Origin of the sequence: Escherichia sp. WS1265 (genome assembly GCF_046487585.1) — a bacterium.
GTDB lineage: Bacteria > Pseudomonadota > Gammaproteobacteria > Enterobacterales > Enterobacteriaceae > Escherichia > Escherichia coli.
Window position 1 is genome coordinate 37,909 of record NZ_JBJQJE010000005.1, and the last position, 17,425, is coordinate 55,333.

The 17,425-nt window shown below is 52.4% G+C and carries 17 protein-coding genes; 3 read left to right on the plus strand and 14 right to left on the minus strand.

The window, feature by feature from the left end:
* Positions 1–28 precede the first annotated feature (28 nt).
* Both guaC and ACJHX3_RS06655 read right to left on the minus strand, forming a co-directional pair.
* The gene (gene guaC / locus ACJHX3_RS06650; protein WP_001217337.1) at positions 29–1,072 is read right to left on the minus strand and encodes a GMP reductase; all 1,044 of its coding nucleotides are present in this window, start codon (positions 1,070–1,072) and stop codon (positions 29–31) included.
* A 155-nt stretch (positions 1,073–1,227) separates the two neighbouring features.
* Positions 1,228–1,272, minus strand: coding sequence for a protein YacM (locus ACJHX3_RS06655; RefSeq protein WP_120795372.1), 45 nt, complete (start codon positions 1,270–1,272; stop codon positions 1,228–1,230).
* A 24-nt stretch (positions 1,273–1,296) separates the two neighbouring features.
* On the opposite strand from ACJHX3_RS06655, the gene coaE reads away from it, so the two are divergent.
* From coaE to yacG, 3 genes are read left to right on the plus strand one after another with little or no spacing between them, the layout of a single operon-like run.
* Positions 1,297–1,917 (plus strand): dephospho-CoA kinase, encoded by a 621-nt coding sequence (gene coaE, locus ACJHX3_RS06660; protein WP_001269517.1) that lies wholly within the window; start codon positions 1,297–1,299, stop codon positions 1,915–1,917.
* Positions 1,917–2,660: a cell division protein ZapD gene (gene zapD, locus ACJHX3_RS06665; RefSeq protein ID WP_001194721.1), complete on the plus strand. Its 744-nt coding sequence runs from the start codon at positions 1,917–1,919 to the stop codon at positions 2,658–2,660. The genes coaE and zapD overlap by 1 nt, the downstream gene beginning before the upstream one ends.
* Positions 2,661–2,669: 9 nt before the next feature.
* On the plus strand, positions 2,670–2,867 hold the full coding sequence (yacG, locus tag ACJHX3_RS06670; RefSeq protein WP_000005042.1) for a DNA gyrase inhibitor YacG: 198 nt from the start codon (positions 2,670–2,672) through the stop codon (positions 2,865–2,867).
* 201 nt (positions 2,868–3,068) lie between these two features.
* Here yacG and mutT read toward each other — a convergent pair whose 3' ends face one another.
* From mutT to murD, 12 genes are all read right to left on the minus strand, one after another.
* Entirely contained in the window at positions 3,069–3,467 is a 399-nt protein-coding gene (gene mutT / locus ACJHX3_RS06675) for an 8-oxo-dGTP diphosphatase MutT (RefSeq protein ID WP_000736017.1), read from the minus strand.
* A 59-nt stretch (positions 3,468–3,526) separates the two neighbouring features.
* Positions 3,527–6,232 carry a preprotein translocase subunit SecA gene (gene secA, locus ACJHX3_RS06680; RefSeq protein ID WP_094321716.1) on the minus strand — a complete coding sequence of 902 codons (2,706 nt, stop codon included), beginning with the start codon at positions 6,230–6,232 and terminating at the stop codon, positions 3,527–3,529.
* A gap of 61 nt (positions 6,233–6,293) precedes the next feature.
* Positions 6,294–6,806, minus strand: a complete 513-nt coding sequence (gene secM / locus ACJHX3_RS06685) for a secA translation cis-regulator SecM (RefSeq protein WP_000014320.1) — start codon at positions 6,804–6,806, stop codon at positions 6,294–6,296.
* Between the two features lie 230 nt (positions 6,807–7,036).
* Positions 7,037–7,954 carry a UDP-3-O-acyl-N-acetylglucosamine deacetylase gene (lpxC, locus tag ACJHX3_RS06690; RefSeq protein ID WP_000595482.1) on the minus strand — a complete coding sequence of 306 codons (918 nt, stop codon included), beginning with the start codon at positions 7,952–7,954 and terminating at the stop codon, positions 7,037–7,039.
* A gap of 100 nt (positions 7,955–8,054) precedes the next feature.
* A complete protein-coding gene (gene ftsZ, locus ACJHX3_RS06695; protein WP_000462776.1) occupies positions 8,055–9,206 on the minus strand; it encodes a cell division protein FtsZ in 1,152 nt (383 codons plus the stop codon).
* A gap of 60 nt (positions 9,207–9,266) precedes the next feature.
* A complete protein-coding gene (ftsA, locus tag ACJHX3_RS06700) occupies positions 9,267–10,529 on the minus strand; it encodes a cell division protein FtsA (protein WP_000588474.1) in 1,263 nt (420 codons plus the stop codon).
* Positions 10,526–11,356, minus strand: coding sequence for a cell division protein FtsQ (gene ftsQ, locus ACJHX3_RS06705; RefSeq protein WP_000075744.1), 831 nt, complete (start codon positions 11,354–11,356; stop codon positions 10,526–10,528). Before ftsQ ends, ftsA begins: the two co-directional genes overlap by 4 nt.
* Position 11,357: 1 nt before the next feature.
* Positions 11,358–12,278, minus strand: a complete 921-nt coding sequence (gene ddlB / locus ACJHX3_RS06710; RefSeq protein WP_000130056.1) for a D-alanine--D-alanine ligase — start codon at positions 12,276–12,278, stop codon at positions 11,358–11,360.
* The gene (gene murC, locus ACJHX3_RS06715; RefSeq protein ID WP_001096047.1) at positions 12,271–13,746 is read right to left on the minus strand and encodes a UDP-N-acetylmuramate--L-alanine ligase; all 1,476 of its coding nucleotides are present in this window, start codon (positions 13,744–13,746) and stop codon (positions 12,271–12,273) included. Before murC ends, ddlB begins: the two co-directional genes overlap by 8 nt.
* Before the next feature lie 53 nt (positions 13,747–13,799).
* Positions 13,800–14,867 carry an undecaprenyldiphospho-muramoylpentapeptide beta-N-acetylglucosaminyltransferase gene (gene murG / locus ACJHX3_RS06720; RefSeq protein ID WP_094321717.1) on the minus strand — a complete coding sequence of 356 codons (1,068 nt, stop codon included), beginning with the start codon at positions 14,865–14,867 and terminating at the stop codon, positions 13,800–13,802.
* Positions 14,864–16,108, minus strand: a complete 1,245-nt coding sequence (ftsW, locus tag ACJHX3_RS06725) for a cell division protein FtsW (RefSeq protein ID WP_001295532.1) — start codon at positions 16,106–16,108, stop codon at positions 14,864–14,866. The genes murG and ftsW overlap by 4 nt, the downstream gene beginning before the upstream one ends.
* Positions 16,108–17,424, minus strand: a complete 1,317-nt coding sequence (gene murD / locus ACJHX3_RS06730) for a UDP-N-acetylmuramoyl-L-alanine--D-glutamate ligase (RefSeq protein WP_000796455.1) — start codon at positions 17,422–17,424, stop codon at positions 16,108–16,110. Before murD ends, ftsW begins: the two co-directional genes overlap by 1 nt.
* Between the last annotated feature and the right edge of the window lies 1 nt (position 17,425).

Below are 17,425 nucleotides of genomic sequence, written 5' to 3' on the forward strand. Positions count from 1 at the left end.
CGTGTTGCTCCACGCCAGCGTTGGGAGATTACAGGTTGTTGAAGATGCGGTTTTCTTGTTCCAGCACACGAATAAACGTGGTGCGCTTGGTCAGCTCTTTCAGGCGTGAAGCCCCAACGTATGTACAAGCTGAACGCAGGCCGCCCAAAATATCACGCGCGGTATTTTCAACCGGGCCTCGCAGCGGCAGCTTAACGGTTTTACCTTCTGCTGCGCGGTATTCCGCAACGCCGCCAACGTGACGTTTCATCGCAGACTCGGAGCTCATGCCGTAGAACAGCATAAATTTCTCGCCGTTCTCCTCAACGATGCGACCGCCGCTCTCTTCGTGGCCCGCCAGCATGCCGCCAAGCATGACGAAATCGGCACCGCCGCCAAAGGCTTTCGCGACATCGCCCGGCGTGGTGCAGCCACCGTCGCTGACGATCATTCCGCCCAGACCGTGCGCAGCATCGGCACATTCGATTACCGCAGAAAGTTGCGGATAACCGACGCCTGTTTTGACGCGAGTTGTACAAACAGAACCTGGGCCGATGCCAACTTTAACGATATCAGCACCGGAGAGGATAAGCTCCTCACACATTTCACCAGTCACTACGTTGCCAGCACAAATGGTTTTGGTCGGCCACGCTTCACGCGCTTTCGCAACGAACTGCACGAAGTGTTCGGAATAACCATTCGCCACGTCAATACAAACGAAATTTAATGCCGGGTTCAGGTCGAGAATCTGTTTAGTTTTTTCGAAATCCGCATCTGATGTACCGGTAGAAACCATCACATGTTTCAGCACATCAGCGGAAGAATTGTTGATAAACGCTTGCCACTCTTCGACAGAATAGTGTTTATGCACAGCAGTCAAAATATCAAAAGAAGCCAGCGCAGAGGCCATAGAAAATGTGCCTACGGTGTCCATATTTGCGGCGATAATCGGCACGCCGGACCAGCTCTGACCTGAATGTTTGAAGGTGAATTGACGTTCCAGTTCAACATCGGAACGGCTTTTAAGAGTGGAGCGTTTAGGGCGGATGAGAACGTCTTTAAAACCTAACTTCAGATCTTCTTCAATACGCATGTGCGGATTCCTGGGGTTAATGGCTATAAGGGTAAGAGCGCAACTCCAGTGACGCTATCATACGCACTAATCAATGCGGCGCAAGACTGCGAAATTGTCTTTTTTTACGCTACAATCCCATAAATTTACCTGGTAAATAGTGAGCGAACGTTTCATCAATTTCGCTTTCGTGCGCTCATTTTTAACGTTTTGATAATCATGATGAATTCCCGGGAATATAAATTATGAGGTATATAGTTGCCTTAACGGGAGGCATTGGCAGTGGCAAGAGTACCGTTGCCAATGCGTTTGCTGATCTCGGAATTAACGTCATTGATGCCGATATTATTGCGCGTCAGGTGGTTGAACCAGGTGCACCTGCGCTACATGCCATTGCTGATCACTTTGGCGCTAACATGATTGCTGCTGATGGAACATTGCAGCGCCGGGCCTTGCGCGAGCGGATCTTCGCCAACCCGGAAGAGAAAAACTGGCTTAACGCCCTGCTGCATCCGCTGATTCAGCAAGAGACGCAACACCAGATCCAGCAAGCAACTTCCCCCTATGTACTGTGGGTTGTGCCATTGCTGGTAGAAAACTCACTGTATAAAAAAGCGAATCGAGTGCTGGTGGTGGATGTCAGCCCAGAAACGCAACTTAAGCGCACCATGCAGCGCGATGATGTAACTCGCGAGCATGTCGAACAAATCCTTGCTGCTCAGGCACCGCGCGAAGCTCGCCTTGCCGTGGCAGATGACGTCATTGATAATAACGGCGCACCGGATGCTATCGCATCGGATGTTGCCCGCCTGCACGCACACTATTTGCAGCTTGCGTCGCAGTTTGTCTCACAGGAAAAACCGTAATGCAGACCCAGGTCCTTTTTGAACATCCACTAAATGAAAAAATGCGTACGTGGCTGCGCATTGAGTTTTTGATTCAGCAACTCACCGTTAATTTACCCATCGCTGACCACGCTGGCGCGCTGCATTTCTTCCGTAATGTCAGTGAATTACTGGATGTTTTCGAGCGCGGCGAAGTCCGCACTGAGCTGTTGAAAGAACTTGACCGGCAGCAACGTAAACTCCAGACCTGGATTGGCGTGCCTGGCGTGGACCAGAGCCGTATTGAAGCATTAATTCAGCAGTTAAAAGCGGCGGGGAGCGTATTAATTTCCGCGCCGCGTATCGGGCAATTTCTGCGTGAAGATCGTTTGATTGCTCTGGTGCGTCAGCGACTGAGCATCCCAGGCGGCTGTTGTAGCTTTGATTTACCTACATTGCACATTTGGCTGCATCTACCCCAGGCGCAGCGCGACAGCCAGGTAGAAACCTGGATTGCCAGCCTGAACCCGCTCACCCAGGCACTTACCATGGTGCTGGATTTAATTCGCCAGTCGGCCCCCTTCCGTAAACAAACCAGCCTGAATGGTTTTTATCAGGATAACGGTGGCGATGCCGACTTGCTGCGCCTGAATCTGTCACTCGATTCACAGCTTTATCCGCAAATTTCCGGTCATAAGAGCCGTTTTGCCATTCGTTTTATGCCGCTGGACAGTGAAAACGGACAGGTACCGGAACGTCTGGATTTCGAACTGGCCTGTTGCTAAGGAGTAAAAATGTCAGAAACTATTACGGTGAATTGCCCAACCTGCGGGAAAACGGTGGTGTGGGGTGAAATCAGCCCGTTTCGGCCATTTTGCTCCAAACGTTGTCAGCTGATCGACCTCGGAGAATGGGCTGCTGAAGAAAAACGAATCCCCAGCAGTGGCGATCTTTCCGAAAGCGATGACTGGAGCGAAGAGCCAAAGCAGTGACATTTTTTCTGATGCGACGCTGGCCTGATAAGACGCGGGCAGCGTCGTATCAGGCATCGTGTGCAAATGTCGGATGCGGTGTGAACGCCTTATCCGACCTACAAGACCTTATATATCAACGTGTTAAAATTGTAGATGCTGATAAGACGCGCCAGCGTCGCATCGGGCATCTTGTGCAAATGTTGGATGCGGCATAAACACCTATCCGACATACACACGCTTAAGCTTCGCAAGTACCGGTTCATTGGCTGGCGGAAAATCATCGGCATTCAGACCGACCAGCGACATCCACTCACCGGGTTGCCCTTCTTTACCCCACGGCTCCCCTTCCCAGCTTTCGACCAGCCAAAACCACAGTGTTATATGCCTGTCCGGGAATTCATATTCCAGTTTTTCAAATAGCGAAAAATGTTGTGGGGTAATCCCGACCTCTTCCTGAAGTTCACGCACCACCGCCTGTTCCGGCGTTTCGCCCATTTCAATTTTACCGCCGGGAAACTCCAGTTTATTCGCCATGTGCGCATCTGCTGCGCGACGCGTTATAAAGATTTCATTGTTCTCGTTGCGAATAATACCTACCGCAATTTGCAGCTTTTTCATTGTCTTAAACCTATAAAAAAGGCGCAGAATCCTGCGCCTTTTACTTCAACTGTTAGCTTTTATTGCAGGCGACCATGGCACTGCTTGTATTTTTTACCAGAACCGCACGGGCAAGGATCGTTACGTCCTACTTTGCGCTCACCGGTTTGCGCCGCCAGTGCAGCTGCGGCTGCAGAGTCGTCATCCTGATGGCTAAGCTGCTGCATTTGCGCTAAACGCTCGGCTTCTATACGACGCTGTTGTTCCAGCTCCTCAACCTCTTCAGGCATACGTACCTGAACTTTGCTCAGCGTGCTAATAACTTCATATTTCAACGACTCCAGCATCGCTGCAAACATGGAGAACGATTCACGTTTGTATTCCTGCTTCGGATCTTTCTGTGCATAGCCACGCAGGTGGATACCCTGACGCAGATAGTCCATCGCTGCCAGGTGCTCTTTCCACAGAGAGTCGAGAGTTTGCAGCATGACGCCTTTTTCGAAGTGACGCATCATCTCAGCACCAACCACTTCTTCTTTACGCTGATACACTTCGATGGACTGCGCCAGAATGCGCTCACGCAGCGTCTCTTCATGCAGTTCTGGTTCTTTATCCAGCCACTCGGCAATTGGCAAATCGAGGTCGAAATCGTTCTTCAGACGTTCCTGCAGTCCCGGAATATCCCACATTTCTTCCAGCGACTGTGGCGGAATGTAGGCATCAATGGTCGCTTTGAACACATCTTCACGAATGCTGTTGATGGTTTCGCTCACATCGCTGACATCCAGCAGTTCGTTACGCTGGGAGTAAATGGCGCGACGCTGATCGTTAGCCACATCATCATATTCCAGCAGTTGCTTACGAATGTCGAAGTTACGGCTTTCAACTTTACGCTGGGCGTTGGCAATCGCTTTGGTCACCCACGGGTGTTCAATGGCTTCGCCTGGCTTCATACCCAGTTTACGCATCATGCCGGATACTCGGTCGGAAGCAAAAATACGCATCAGCGCATCTTCCATCGACAGGTAGAAACGGGAAGAACCAGCATCCCCCTGACGACCAGAACGACCGCGCAACTGGTTATCGATACGACGGGATTCGTGACGCTCGGTACCGATGATATGCAGGCCACCTGCTTCCAGTACCGCATCGTGACGTACCTGCCAGTCGGCCTTAATTTTTTCAATTTGCTCTGCGGTCGGATTTTCCAGCGCGGCAACTTCTGCCTGCCAGCTACCACCGAGCACAATATCTGTACCACGACCCGCCATGTTGGTCGCGATAGTCACCGCAGCCGGATAACCTGCCTGAGCAACAATCGCCGCTTCGTTGGCGTGGAATTTGGCGTTCAGGACGTTGTGCTTAATACCGGCTTTGGTCAGTTCGTTTGACACCAGCTCCGATTTTTCGATGGAGATAGTACCCACCAGCACCGGCTGACCTTTCGCCGTACGTTCTTTGATATCTTCAATGATCGCCTGAATTTTTTCCGCTTCAGTCATGTAGACCAGGTCCGGCAGATCTTTACGAATCATTGGACGGTTGGTCGGAACAACGACGGTATCCAGCTTGTAGATGGAGCTAAATTCGAAAGCTTCGGTATCAGCAGTACCGGTCATCCCCGCCAGTTTTTCATACAGACGGAAGTAGTTCTGAAAGGTGATCGACGCCAGCGTCTGGTTTTCGTTCTGGATCTGTACACCTTCTTTCGCTTCCACTGCCTGATGCAGGCCATCGGACCAACGACGTCCCTGCATGGTACGACCGGTGTGTTCGTCAACGATGATAACTTCACCATCTTTAACGATGTAGTCGACGTCTCGGGTAAACAGCGCATGAGCGCGCAGCGCCGCCGTTACGTGGTGCATCAGCATGATGTTGGCCGGAGAGTACAGAGACTCCCCTTCATCCATGATGCCTTCTTTCACCAGCAGTTCTTCAATCAGCACCAGACCACGTTCGGTCAGGTTCACCTGGCGAGATTTTTCGTCCACCGAGAAGTGGCCTTCGCCCTGGAAGGTTTCGGAGTCTTCTTTTTCCTGACGGATCAGGTGCGGAATAATTTTATTCACGCGTTTATACATTTCCGAGCTGTCTTCTGCCGGGCCGGAAATGATCAGCGGTGTACGAGCTTCATCGATCAGGATGGAGTCCACTTCGTCCACCAGCGCATAGTGCAGTTTACGCTGTACACGTTCTTCAGGGCTGAACGCCATGTTATCGCGCAGGTAGTCAAAGCCGTATTCGTTGTTCGTACCGTAAGTGATGTCAGCTGCGTAAGCTTCACGCTTCGCCGGTGCTGGCATGCCCGGCAGGTTGATACCGACAGTCAGGCCAAGGAATTCAAACAGCGGACGGTTGTTTTCGGCGTCACGTTGCGCCAGGTAGTCGTTGACGGTAACAACGTGTACGCCCTTACCGGTTAATGCGTTCAGGTAAGCAGGCAGCGTTGCGGTCAGGGTTTTACCTTCACCGGTACGCATTTCGGCGATGCAGCGTTCGTTAAGAACCATACCGCCGAGTAACTGAACGTCGAAGTGACGCATACCAAAGACGCGCTTACTTGCCTCACGCACCACGGCGAAAGCTTCCGGGATCAGATTTTCCAGCACTTCGCCTTTTTCCAGACGTGCACGAAACTCTGCGGTTTTCCCTTTCAGTTCTTCGTCGGAGAGTTTTTCCATCTCCGGTTCCATGGCATTGATGATGTTGACCACTTTGCGCATCCGGCGCAGGGTGCGATCGTTACGACTACCGAAAACTTTAGTTAATAATTTGATTAGCATAATAAAATCTCAAACGCCCCGCGTTGCGGAGTCAATAAAATGAAGTAAAGGTTTATTGTTGTTAGCTGAGGCGTTGAGGGCCAGCACGGATGCCTTGCGCCTGGCTTATCCAGACGGGCGTGCTGAATTTTGCTTGCGGGGTAAAATGCGCATAATCAATGCGATAACCCTTTTCAGACGGCGTGCCTTCCTGGGTCAACAGCGCGCTGAGCGTATCCAGTAATGCAAGATGTTGCGCCTGAAGAGGCAAAGATTCTTCAGCAACGGGCAGCGTTTGCGGTGCCATTGCGAAGGAAAGATGACGGATTACCGTGCGAATGGCATGTTGATGCCAGTAATCAACGGAATAGTTCGAATTCGGGCGGCGCGTGTTCGCTTCCAGCAAGGCCAATTGACCAAAGTTAACTTTGGCTGAAGGCTCGTGGTTGCGGGTTGTCGCTTTTGCGGGCGCGTTTGGTTCGGCGGCGTTGCTGAGCGCAGGCAAACCTAAACTCGCCGCGACCATCCCTAATAAGAGATGCGGCCAGAAGTAGCGTTTACCAAACTGTCGCCAGCGCGTCAGTATTCCACTCACGTTATTGCCATCCCGATCGTATTCAAACGTATTTAGCGCACAAATCTTATCATTAAAGCCTGAAGTCCACAGCACGAATGAAGATAAGTTGTGCGTAAAAGTGCTTAAGAAAACAGCGTTCGCACCGTTTTTTATCGTTCTTATAAAATTCAAAAAAAAACGACTGGTTCACCTGGCCGGAGAGAGTGCCAGATTTGCCAGTCGAATTTTATACGACAGTATAAATGTCGTTATGCCAGTACGGCTGAAGGCGCTTTGAAGGCCAACGGCAGTTCTGCGTCGTCCTGGAAGGTCACATATTCCCAGGCTTCCTGTTTTGCAAGGACAGCCTGCAGCAGTTTGTTATTCAGTGCATGACCGGATTTATAAGCGGTAAATGCACCAATAATATTGTGACCACACATGAACAAGTCACCGATCGCATCGAGCATTTTGTGACGCACAAATTCGTCTTCAAAACGCAGGCCGTCTTCGTTCAGTACGCGATAATCGTCAACAACGATGGCACAATCGAAGCTACCGCCCAGGCACAAACCACGGGACTGCAGATATTCGATATCACGCATGAAACCGAACGTACGCGCACGGCTGATCTGGCGCATAAACGCATCAGCGGAGAAGTTCATCGCATAGCGCTGGTTGCTGGAATCAATAGCCGGATGGTTAAAATCGATGGTGAAATCCAGCGAAAAACCATTGTACGGCTTAAATTCAGCCCACTTATCGCCATCTTCGACACGAACAGTCTCTTTGATGCGAACAAATTTCTTGGCGCAGTTCAACTCGTCGATACCGGCGTCAAGCAGCAGGTATACAAACGGAGCGGCGCTGCCGTCCATGATCGGGATTTCCGGCGCGTTAACTTCGATAACAATGTTATCGATGCCCAGGCCCGCGAGAGCAGCATTGAGGTGCTCTACGGTTGAAATCCGTACATCATGCTCGTTGACCAGACACGTACAGAGCATGGTATCACGCACAGATTTGGCATCGGCCGGGAAATCTACCGGTGGATTCAAGTCGGTGCGACGATAGATGACCCCGGTGTTGGCCGGCGCAGGGCGTAACGTCAGGGTGACTTTCTTGCCGGTATGTAAACCGACACCCGTCGCCTGAACGATACGTTTAAGTGTCCTTTGTTTGATCATCGTATTATCTCGCCAAATTACCTATCCAACCGAAGTGTACTATACATTCGGCGGGCCAGTTTAGCACAAAGAGCCTCGAAACCCAAATTCCAGTCAATTCTTAATCAGCTTGCTTACGCAGGAATGCTGGGATATCCAGATAATCCGGCTCTTTCGCAGTTTGCGGCGCATTGTCATTCACGACTTTAGCAACCGGCTTCTGCTCCTGGGTCAGCGGAGCCATCCCGTGCTGCTGGTAGCGATCCATCACTGGCTGCTGAACCTGCTTATTGGTCACCAGAGTGATTTCAGGACGTTTGTCCATGCCGATACCTGTCGCAACAACAGTTACGCGCAGCTCGTCATTCATATCCGGGTCAAGAGAAGTACCGATAACCACAGTCGCGTTGTCGGAAGCAAATGCACGGATGGTGTTACCTACCGTTTCGAACTCATCCAGACGCAGGTCGAAGCCCGCCGTGATGTTAACCAGCACGCCGCGTGCGCCAGACAGGTCGATATCTTCCAGCAGCGGAGAAGAGATAGCCATTTCAGCAGCTTCTTCCGCACGGTCTTCACCGCTCGCCACGCCAGAACCCATCATTGCGTAGCCCATTTCAGACATTACGGTGCGTACGTCTGCAAAGTCCACGTTCATCAAACCCGGACGAGTAATCAGTTCGGCGATACCTTGCACAGCGCCTTTGAGTACGTCGTTCGCTGCGCCAAACGCATCCAGCAGGGAGATACCGCGGCCCAGAACTTTCAGCAGTTTGTCGTTCGGGATAGTAATCAGAGAGTCCACATGCTTGGACAGTTCAGTGATCCCCTGCTCCGCGAATGCCATACGCTTCTTGCCTTCAAAGTTGAAAGGCTTAGTGACGACAGCAACGGTCAGGATACCCAAATCTTTTGCCACTTCAGCGACGACTGGTGCTGCGCCTGTACCGGTACCACCACCCATACCCGCTGCGATAAAGACCATGTCTGCACCTTCCAGCGCCGCACGCAGTGCATCGCGATCCTCATCAGCCGCATTACGGCCAACTTCTGGATTAGCGCCAGCGCCCAGTCCTTTGGTGATACCGCTACCGATTTGAATCGTCTGTCCAACCGCTGTTTTACGCAGCGCTTGTGCATCGGTATTTACCGCGAAGAATTCAACACCTTCAATGCGCTCGCGCACCATGTGTTCAACAGCATTACCGCCGCCGCCGCCGACGCCGATGACTTTAATCACCGCGTCATTGGTAAGTTCCATTGGTTCAAACATAGTTTCTCTCCGATTTGTGCCTGTCGCCTGAGGCCGTAATCATCGTCGGCCTCATAAAAATTAAAACTCTTTTCGCAGCCAACTATTGAGTCGCTTGATCCACGAGCCAACTGATGCTGTAACACGTTTTTCTACTTCAGCTTCACCGTTAAGATGTGACTCTTTTCCATAGTGAAGCAATCCCACCGCCGTCGAATAATACGGCTCCTGAGCATAATCCGTTAAACCGGTAATGTTCAGCGGCGCGCCGATACGCACTTGCGTATGAAACACGCGCTGAGCACAGGCTGCAAGACCTTCGATCTGCGCTGCGCCACCAGTTAATACAATGCCTGCCGCCAGGTGATGTTTAACCCCTTGTTGGCGAAGCTTTTCCTGCAACTGCAATATCTCTTCGTTGACCAGGTTGAGCAGCTCGGTATAGCGCGGCTCGATCACCTCTGCCAGGGTCTGACGTTGCAGACTCCGCGGCGGACGACCGCCTACGCTCGGCACTTCCACGCTCTCATCTTTTCCAACGATGGAACCCAGCGCACAACCGTGGCGAACTTTAATCGCTTCGGCGTCGCTTGGCGGCGTGCCAAAGGCGTAAGCGATATCACTGGTCACGACATTGCCAGCATAAGGAATTACCTTAGTGTGGCGCAATGCCCCACCGGTATAAACGGCGATATCCATTGTACCACCACCGATATCGACGACGCAGACACCCAGTTCACGTTCATCTTCCGTCAATACCGAATAACTTGATGCCAGTCCGGCAAATATCAGTTGGTCAACTTTCAGCCCACAACGTTCAACCGCTTTGACGATGTTTTTCGCCATATCGTTGTGACATGTGATCAGGTGCACTTTTGCCTGCATCCGCACGCCCGAAAGTCCTACCGGATTCTTGATCCCTTCCTGATAGTCAATCGCATACTCTTGCGGGATCACATGCAGCACACGATGCTCATCGCGCACACGCACCGATTTCGCGGTATGGACGACGTTTTCCACATCTTCTTGCGTCACTTCTTCTTCAGAAATAGGCACCATACCAATTTCATTCTGGCAGCTGATGTGCTTACCAGAAAGCGCCAGATATACCGAAGAGATCTGACAATCTGCCATCAATTCTGCCTGGTCAATGGCGCGTTGTACGCACTTGACCACGGATTCGAGGTCGTTCACCCCGCCTTTATCCATACCACGCGACGGGCAGCTGCCCACGCCAATGATATTGACCATACCGTCGGGCAGAACTTCCCCTACTAAAGCGGCAACCTTCGCGGTACCAATCTCCAGTCCTACTACCAGTTTTCTGTCCGTCGCCTTGATCATTGTTGTTCTGCCTGTGCCTGATTTTGTTGCTGAGTAGATTCCTCTGGCGGCAAGGGCGCCCAGCCTACTGCCGCTCCAGAGTCATAACGCAAATCAACGTAGCTAATCCGTTTGCCATCGGTTTGCGCCTGCTGCTGTAAAACCGGATAAAGTTCTACAAAGCGAGCCAAACGTTTCATCGTATCGCCCCGGCCAAGATTGAGCTTAATATCGTTATTCAGCGTCAACTGCCAGGAACGCCGCGCGGTCATCGCCGCTTCCTTCAGAGTAAATCTGTCCTTTGCCAGCATCTGCCCCATTTCGCGATAGCCCTGCAACACTTCATTGGCGCTGCCTTCCGGGCCATACAGCATTGGAAGCACCTGCTTGCTGGTGCGATCTGGCGGCACGCTGAAAGTGTTTCCTTCCGCGTCTACCATATGTTGATCATTCCACCGCGCAATCGGCACATATTCAACCAGATGAATCTTCAATTCATCAGGCCACTGCTTTCTGACGCTCACCTGCTTAATCCACGGCAGGCGTTGTTCTATTTGCGTCTGGATGATGTTGACATCCTGGGTCATAAAGGTACCTGGCTCACCCAATGCCAGGATCGACTGCCGGATATCGTCATTACGCGTGTAATGGCGTTCACCGGTCAACACCAGCTTTGAGAGCGGCAGGCGTTGCGCATCTTCCATCCAGCCCAACACGACCCAGCCGCTCACCAACACTGTCGTTAAAACGGTCAGCAGGAAAAGGATCCCCGCCAGACGCGTTCCATTATTGCGGCGAGAAGAAACCTCTTCTTCGCTGTTTCGCGTGTTCAGAGCAGCCTGCGACATATTAGTCCGCCAGTTCCAGAATTCGTACTACCAACTGCGAGAAGCTCATACCTGCCTGACGTGCCGCCATCGGCACCAGGCTGTGGCTGGTCATACCCGGTGAGGTATTGGCTTCCAGCAGATAAAACTGTCCATCGCTGTCCAGCATAACGTCAATACGTCCCCATCCTTTGCAACCTAACGTCGTCCATGCTTTCAGCACTAATGCCTGCAAATTGGCCTCTTGTGACGCTTCCAGACCTGCGGGGCAGAAATACTGTGTCTCATCAGAGAGATACTTCGCCTCATAATCATAGAAGGTTCCGGACGGTTGAATACGTATTGACGGTAAAATTTCTTCACCGAGTATCGCAACCGTGAACTCCGGCCCACTTAGCCATTTTTCAATCAATACTTCCTCATCGTGCTGAAATGCCAATCTTAATGCATCTTGTAGAGCATTTTCTGCTACTACTTTTGACATTCCCACACTGGAACCTTCGCGGCTCGGCTTAACGATAACCGGCAAACCCAGAGCAGAAATTTCTGCTAACTGCTTATCACTCAGGCCTTTTTCAAACTCTGCGCGGGTTAATGCTACCCACGGCGCTACCGGTAAACCAGCGCCCTGCCAAAGCAATTTGCTGCGTAGTTTATCCATTGAAAGCGCAGATGCCATCACTCCGCTGCCGGTATAAGGCAAGCCCATCAGCTCGAGCATGCCCTGCAGCGTGCCATCTTCACCGCCGCGACCGTGTAGCGCGATAAACACTTTCTGAAAGCCCATCGACTTCAGTTGCGTCACGTCGACTTCTTTCGGGTCGACAGGATACGCGTCAATACCGCCTTCACGCAGCCCGGCTAACACCGCTGCGCCAGAATTCAGAGAAACTTCCCGCTCAGCGGAGGTCCCACCCAACAGGACCGCGATTTTATCAGTCATGTTGTGCTTCCTCCGGAGTTTGCGGCTTCAGTTTGATTTCAGCTAAAGAACGGGCAATTTTTCCAATATTACCAGCCCCCTGAACGAGAATCAGGTCGTTACCGGTTAATACCGGTGCCAGCATCTCGGCTACCTGCGCCGGGTCAGGCACCAGAATGGGATCAATTTTCCCACGTCCACGAATTGTGCGACACAGCGAACGGCTGTCCGCTCCCGGAATTGGCGCTTCGCCAGCCGGATACACTTCCAGCATCAACAGGGTATCAACCTGCGTCAGCACATTGGCGAAATCATCATACAGGTCGCGTGTACGGGTAAAACGGTGCGGCTGAAACAGCATTACCAGGTTTTTATCCGGCCAGCCTGCACGCGCCGCTTTAATAGTGGCGTCCACTTCCGTCGGGTGGTGGCCGTAGTCATCGACCAGCATTGCCGTACCGCTTTTACCATTCACTGGCTCCAGCGGGAATTCACCGAGGAAATCAAAACGACGACCAGTCCCCTGGAAGCTCTCCAGCGCACGCAAAATAGCCTCGTCGTCAATGCCCTCTTCCGTAGCAACCGCAACCGCAGCTGCGGCGTTCAGCGCGTTATGACGACCTGGCGCATTTAGGGTGACGCGCATCGGCTCTTTGTCCTGGCGCAGCAGCGTAAAGTGCCCTTGCGGGCCAATCTGCTGATAATCTTCTACACGCACGTCGGCATCTTCGCTGAAGCCGTAAGTCGTGGTCTGACGTCCCACACGCGGTAACAATTCGCGGATCACCGGATCATCAACACACATCACTGCACGACCGTAAAACGGCAGGTTGTGCAGAAAATTAATAAAGGTCTGTTTTAAATTCTCAAAGTCGCCCTGGTAGGTATCCATGTGGTCGGCTTCGATATTGGTGACAATCGCCACCATCGGTTGCAGATGCAGGAACGATGCATCACTCTCATCTGCTTCGGCAATCAGGTACCGACCATGCCCCAAACGCGCATGAACGCCCGCCGCTTTTACCAGCCCACCGTTAACGAAGGTTGGGTCGAGTCCCGCTTCTGCGTAGATGCTGGAAACCATCGCAGTGGTTGTCGTTTTGCCGTGCGTTCCGGCAATGGCGATGCCATGACGAAAACGCATTAACTCAGCCAGCATTTCGGCACGACGGATCACCGGAATACGCGCTTCATGAGCTGCGACAATTTCCGGGTTATCGGCAGAAATCGCGCTGGAAACAACGACCACGCTGGCATCACGTACGTTTTCCGGGCGATGGTTGAAATAAATTGTCGCCCCAAGATTCATTAACTGCTGCGTGACCGGATTTGGCGCTAAATCGGAACCACTGATCTGATAACCTTCATTGGCCAGAACTTCGGCAATACCGCCCATACCGGCACCACCGATGCCGACAAAATGTATGTGCCGAACGCGACGCATTTCGGGCACGATGGAACGCAGTTTTGCCAATTGTTGTGTATTCATTCTTTACGCCATTAACTTCTTAAATTCATACGATGCAAAAGGCATCGCTACAATTACGCCCGGGCAGCCCGGCTCACTTCATTTGCCACTCGCTCGGTGGCATCCGGAATGGATGCGGCGCGGGCGCGTTCTGCCATGGTTAATAAGGTTTCTCGCGACCACCCGGCCAGGGTGTTGGCGACAGCATCCACGCTAAGCTGTGGCTGCTCGATAATTTTGGCTGCGCCCGCTTTTTCCAGCGGTAGCGCATTCCAGTATTGCTGGCGGTCTTTATGTTGAAACGGCACAAACAACGCCGGTAGTCCTGCCGCAGCGATTTCACTCACCGTTAACGCACCGGAGCGGCAAACGACGACATCCGCCCACGCATACGCCGCCGCCATATCATCAATAAATTCCGTCACTTTATGCTGCGGTTGCCCCGCTTCGGCATACGCCTGTTCAACGGATTGTTGCGAACCTTTGCCGCTCTGATGCCAGATAGTGACTGAATCACCCAGTTTCGCAGCAACCTGCGGCATTGTCTGGTTAAGAGTGCGTGCGCCCTGGGAACCACCCACTACCAACACACGAACCGGACCTTCACGTCCAGCCAAACGTTGCTGCGGCAACGGCAGCGCCAGCACATCGGTACGCACCGGGTTACCCACCACTTCCGCATTAGGGAAAGCGCCTGGAAACGCTTGCATCACTTTGGTAGCAATCTTCGCCAGCCATTTATTGGTTAAGCCCGCAATACCGTTTTGTTCATGAAGCACAACCGGAATGCCTAACGACCACGCGGCCAGACCACCTGGACCTGATACGTAGCCGCCCATACCGAGCACCACGTCAGGTTTGTACGCTTTCATAATCGCCCGCGCCTGACGCCAGGCGTTGAAGATACGCAGCGGGGCAGCTATCAGTGCTTTTATACCTTTTCCACGCAGACCAGAGATACGAATGAAATCAATTTCGATGCCATGTTTTGGCACTAAGTCCGCTTCCATACGGTCGGCAGTCCCCAGCCAGCGAACTTGCCAACCCTGAGCCATTAGATGGTGCGCAACCGCCAGCCCCGGGAATACATGTCCACCGGTTCCGCCTGCCATCACCATTAATCGCTTTCCTTGACCACTCATCGTGAACCTCGTACAAACGCCTGCGCTTTCTCCAGACGCGTTTCATAATCAATACGCAACAGCATCATGATGGCTGTCGACATAATCAGTAAGCTCGAACCACCGTAACTGATCAGCGGCAATGTCAGACCTTTGGTCGGTAACATCCCCGCCGCCGCGCCTACGTTAACCAGCGCCTGGAAGCTAAACCAGATGCCAATGGAACAGGCGAGAAAACCGGAAAAACGATGGTCAATTTCTAATGCTTTACGGCCAATCGACATCGCACGAAAAGCGACGAAGAATACCATTAAAAGTGCTAGTACCACACCGACATAACCTAATTCTTCGCCGATAATGGCGAAAATAAAGTCAGTGTGCGCTTCCGGCAGATACTCCAGTTTTTGTACCGAGTTACCTAAACCTTGCCCCCAAAGTTCGCCGCGACCAAACGCCATCAGCGATTGCGTTAACTGATAGCCGCTGCCAAAGGGATCTTCCCACGGGTTCCAGAATGCGGTAACACGGCGGATACGGTACGGTTCGGCGAGGATCAGCAACACAACCGCTGAAATGCCCATACCGATAATGGCAATGAACTGCCACAATTTCGCTCCCGCCAGGAATAACATCGCCAGCGTAGTCACAAACAACACCACCACCGTACCAAGGTCTGGCTGTGCCAGCAGTAACACTGCCAACACCAGAATCACGCCCATCGGTTTCAGGAAGCCGCGCAGGTTATTACGTACTTCGTCGCCTTTACGCACCAGATAGTTGGCGATATAGCAAAACAACGACAGTTTTGTCAGCTCCGCAGGCTGGATACGCAGCAAGCCGAGATCGATCCAACGCGATGCCCCTTTAACAGAGCTACCCACTACCAGAACGATCATCAACAGGATGATTGATCCGAGTAGCATCGTAGCGCTGTAACGTTGCCAGAATTCCATCGGCAGACGCAGCGTAATGATCGCCAGAATGAATGCCAGGATCAGATAGACGCCATCACGCTTCGCGAAGAAGAACGGATCGTTGGTTAAGCGTTGCCCGATGGGCATTGACGCCGAGGTCACCATGATAAAGCCAATCGCCGCGAGGCCGAAGGTCAGCCACAGTAAGGTGCGATCGTACATGATCAGGCTGTCGGTATCTTTTTCCCGCGAGCCCATCACCCAGCCCTTTAGCGCCGTGGAGATCCAGACCAGAATACTGAATCCTGGCAGGCGCGGCATTTTCAGGCGAGGGAGAGATAAACGCATCAACCTAACTCCTTCGCCAGACGGGCAAACTCATTGCCTCGTTGTTCAAAGTTCTTGAACTGATCAAGGCTGGCACAGGCCGGGGAGAGCAGAACCATATCGCCCGGCTGAACACGCGGAGCCAGCAAGCGCATCGCCTGTTCCATGGTTTCGGTTTGTTCTGCCACTTCCGGGCGTAGCGCCGCCAGCTGCGCGCCGTCCCGACCGAAACAATACAGACGTACGTTATCGCCATTCAGGTAACGCGCCAGTGGGCTAAAATCTGCCGATTTACCATCGCCGCCCAGCAACAAATGCAGCGTGCCGTCTACGTGCAGGCCATTCAGTGCCGCTTCCGTACTGCCGACGTTGGTCGCTTTTGAATCGTTAATCCAGCGCACACCGTTATGCTCCAGCACAACTTCAAAGCGATGCGGCAGACCAGTGAATGTGGTTAACGCTTTCAGGCTGCTGGCGCGCGGCAAACCAGCGGCATCTGCCAGTGCCAGAGCTGCCAGTGCATTGGTGTAGTTATGCTGCCCGGAAAGTTTCATTTCTTTCACGTTCAGCACTTTCTCGCCCTTCACCCGCAGCCAGGTTTCACCCTGCTGATGATTCAGGTGATAGTCACCCATGTTGACGCCAAAGCTGACACAGCGTTCATCCGCACCGCGAATCGGCATTGTTAAGGCATCATCAGCATTAACCACGCAAATTTTTGCGTTTTCGTAAATGCGCAGTTTTGCTGCACGATACTGTTGTAAACCAAACGGATAGCGATCCATATGATCTTCAGTCACGTTCAGAATGGTCGCTGCTACCGCCTGTAAACTGGAGGTGGTTTCAAGCTGGAAGCTCGACAGCTCCAGCACGTACAGTTCGCACTCATCATCCAGCAGCATCAACGCAGGCAGGCCAATATTGCCACCCACACCAACGTTAACCCCCGCCGCTTTCGCCATTTCACCCACTAGCGTGGTGACCGTGCTTTTGCCGTTAGAACCGGTGATCGCCACAATCGGTGCTTGTGCTTCACGACAGAACAGCTCGATATCGCCAACGATTTCGATTCCGGCATCAGCGGCAGCGCTTAAGGATGGATGCGCCAGTGCAATACCGGGACTGGCGACAATCAGATCGGCCGCCATCAGCCATTCATCATTCAGACCGCCCGTGTGGCGTTCTACAGCTTCGGGTAATTTATCCAGGCCAGGCGGTGTCATACGCGTATCCATAACGCGCGGCGTCACACCGCGAGCGAGGAAAAAGTCCACGCAAGAAAGCCCGGTGAGGCCCAGGCCGATAATGACGACATTTTTACCCTGGTAATCAGCCATG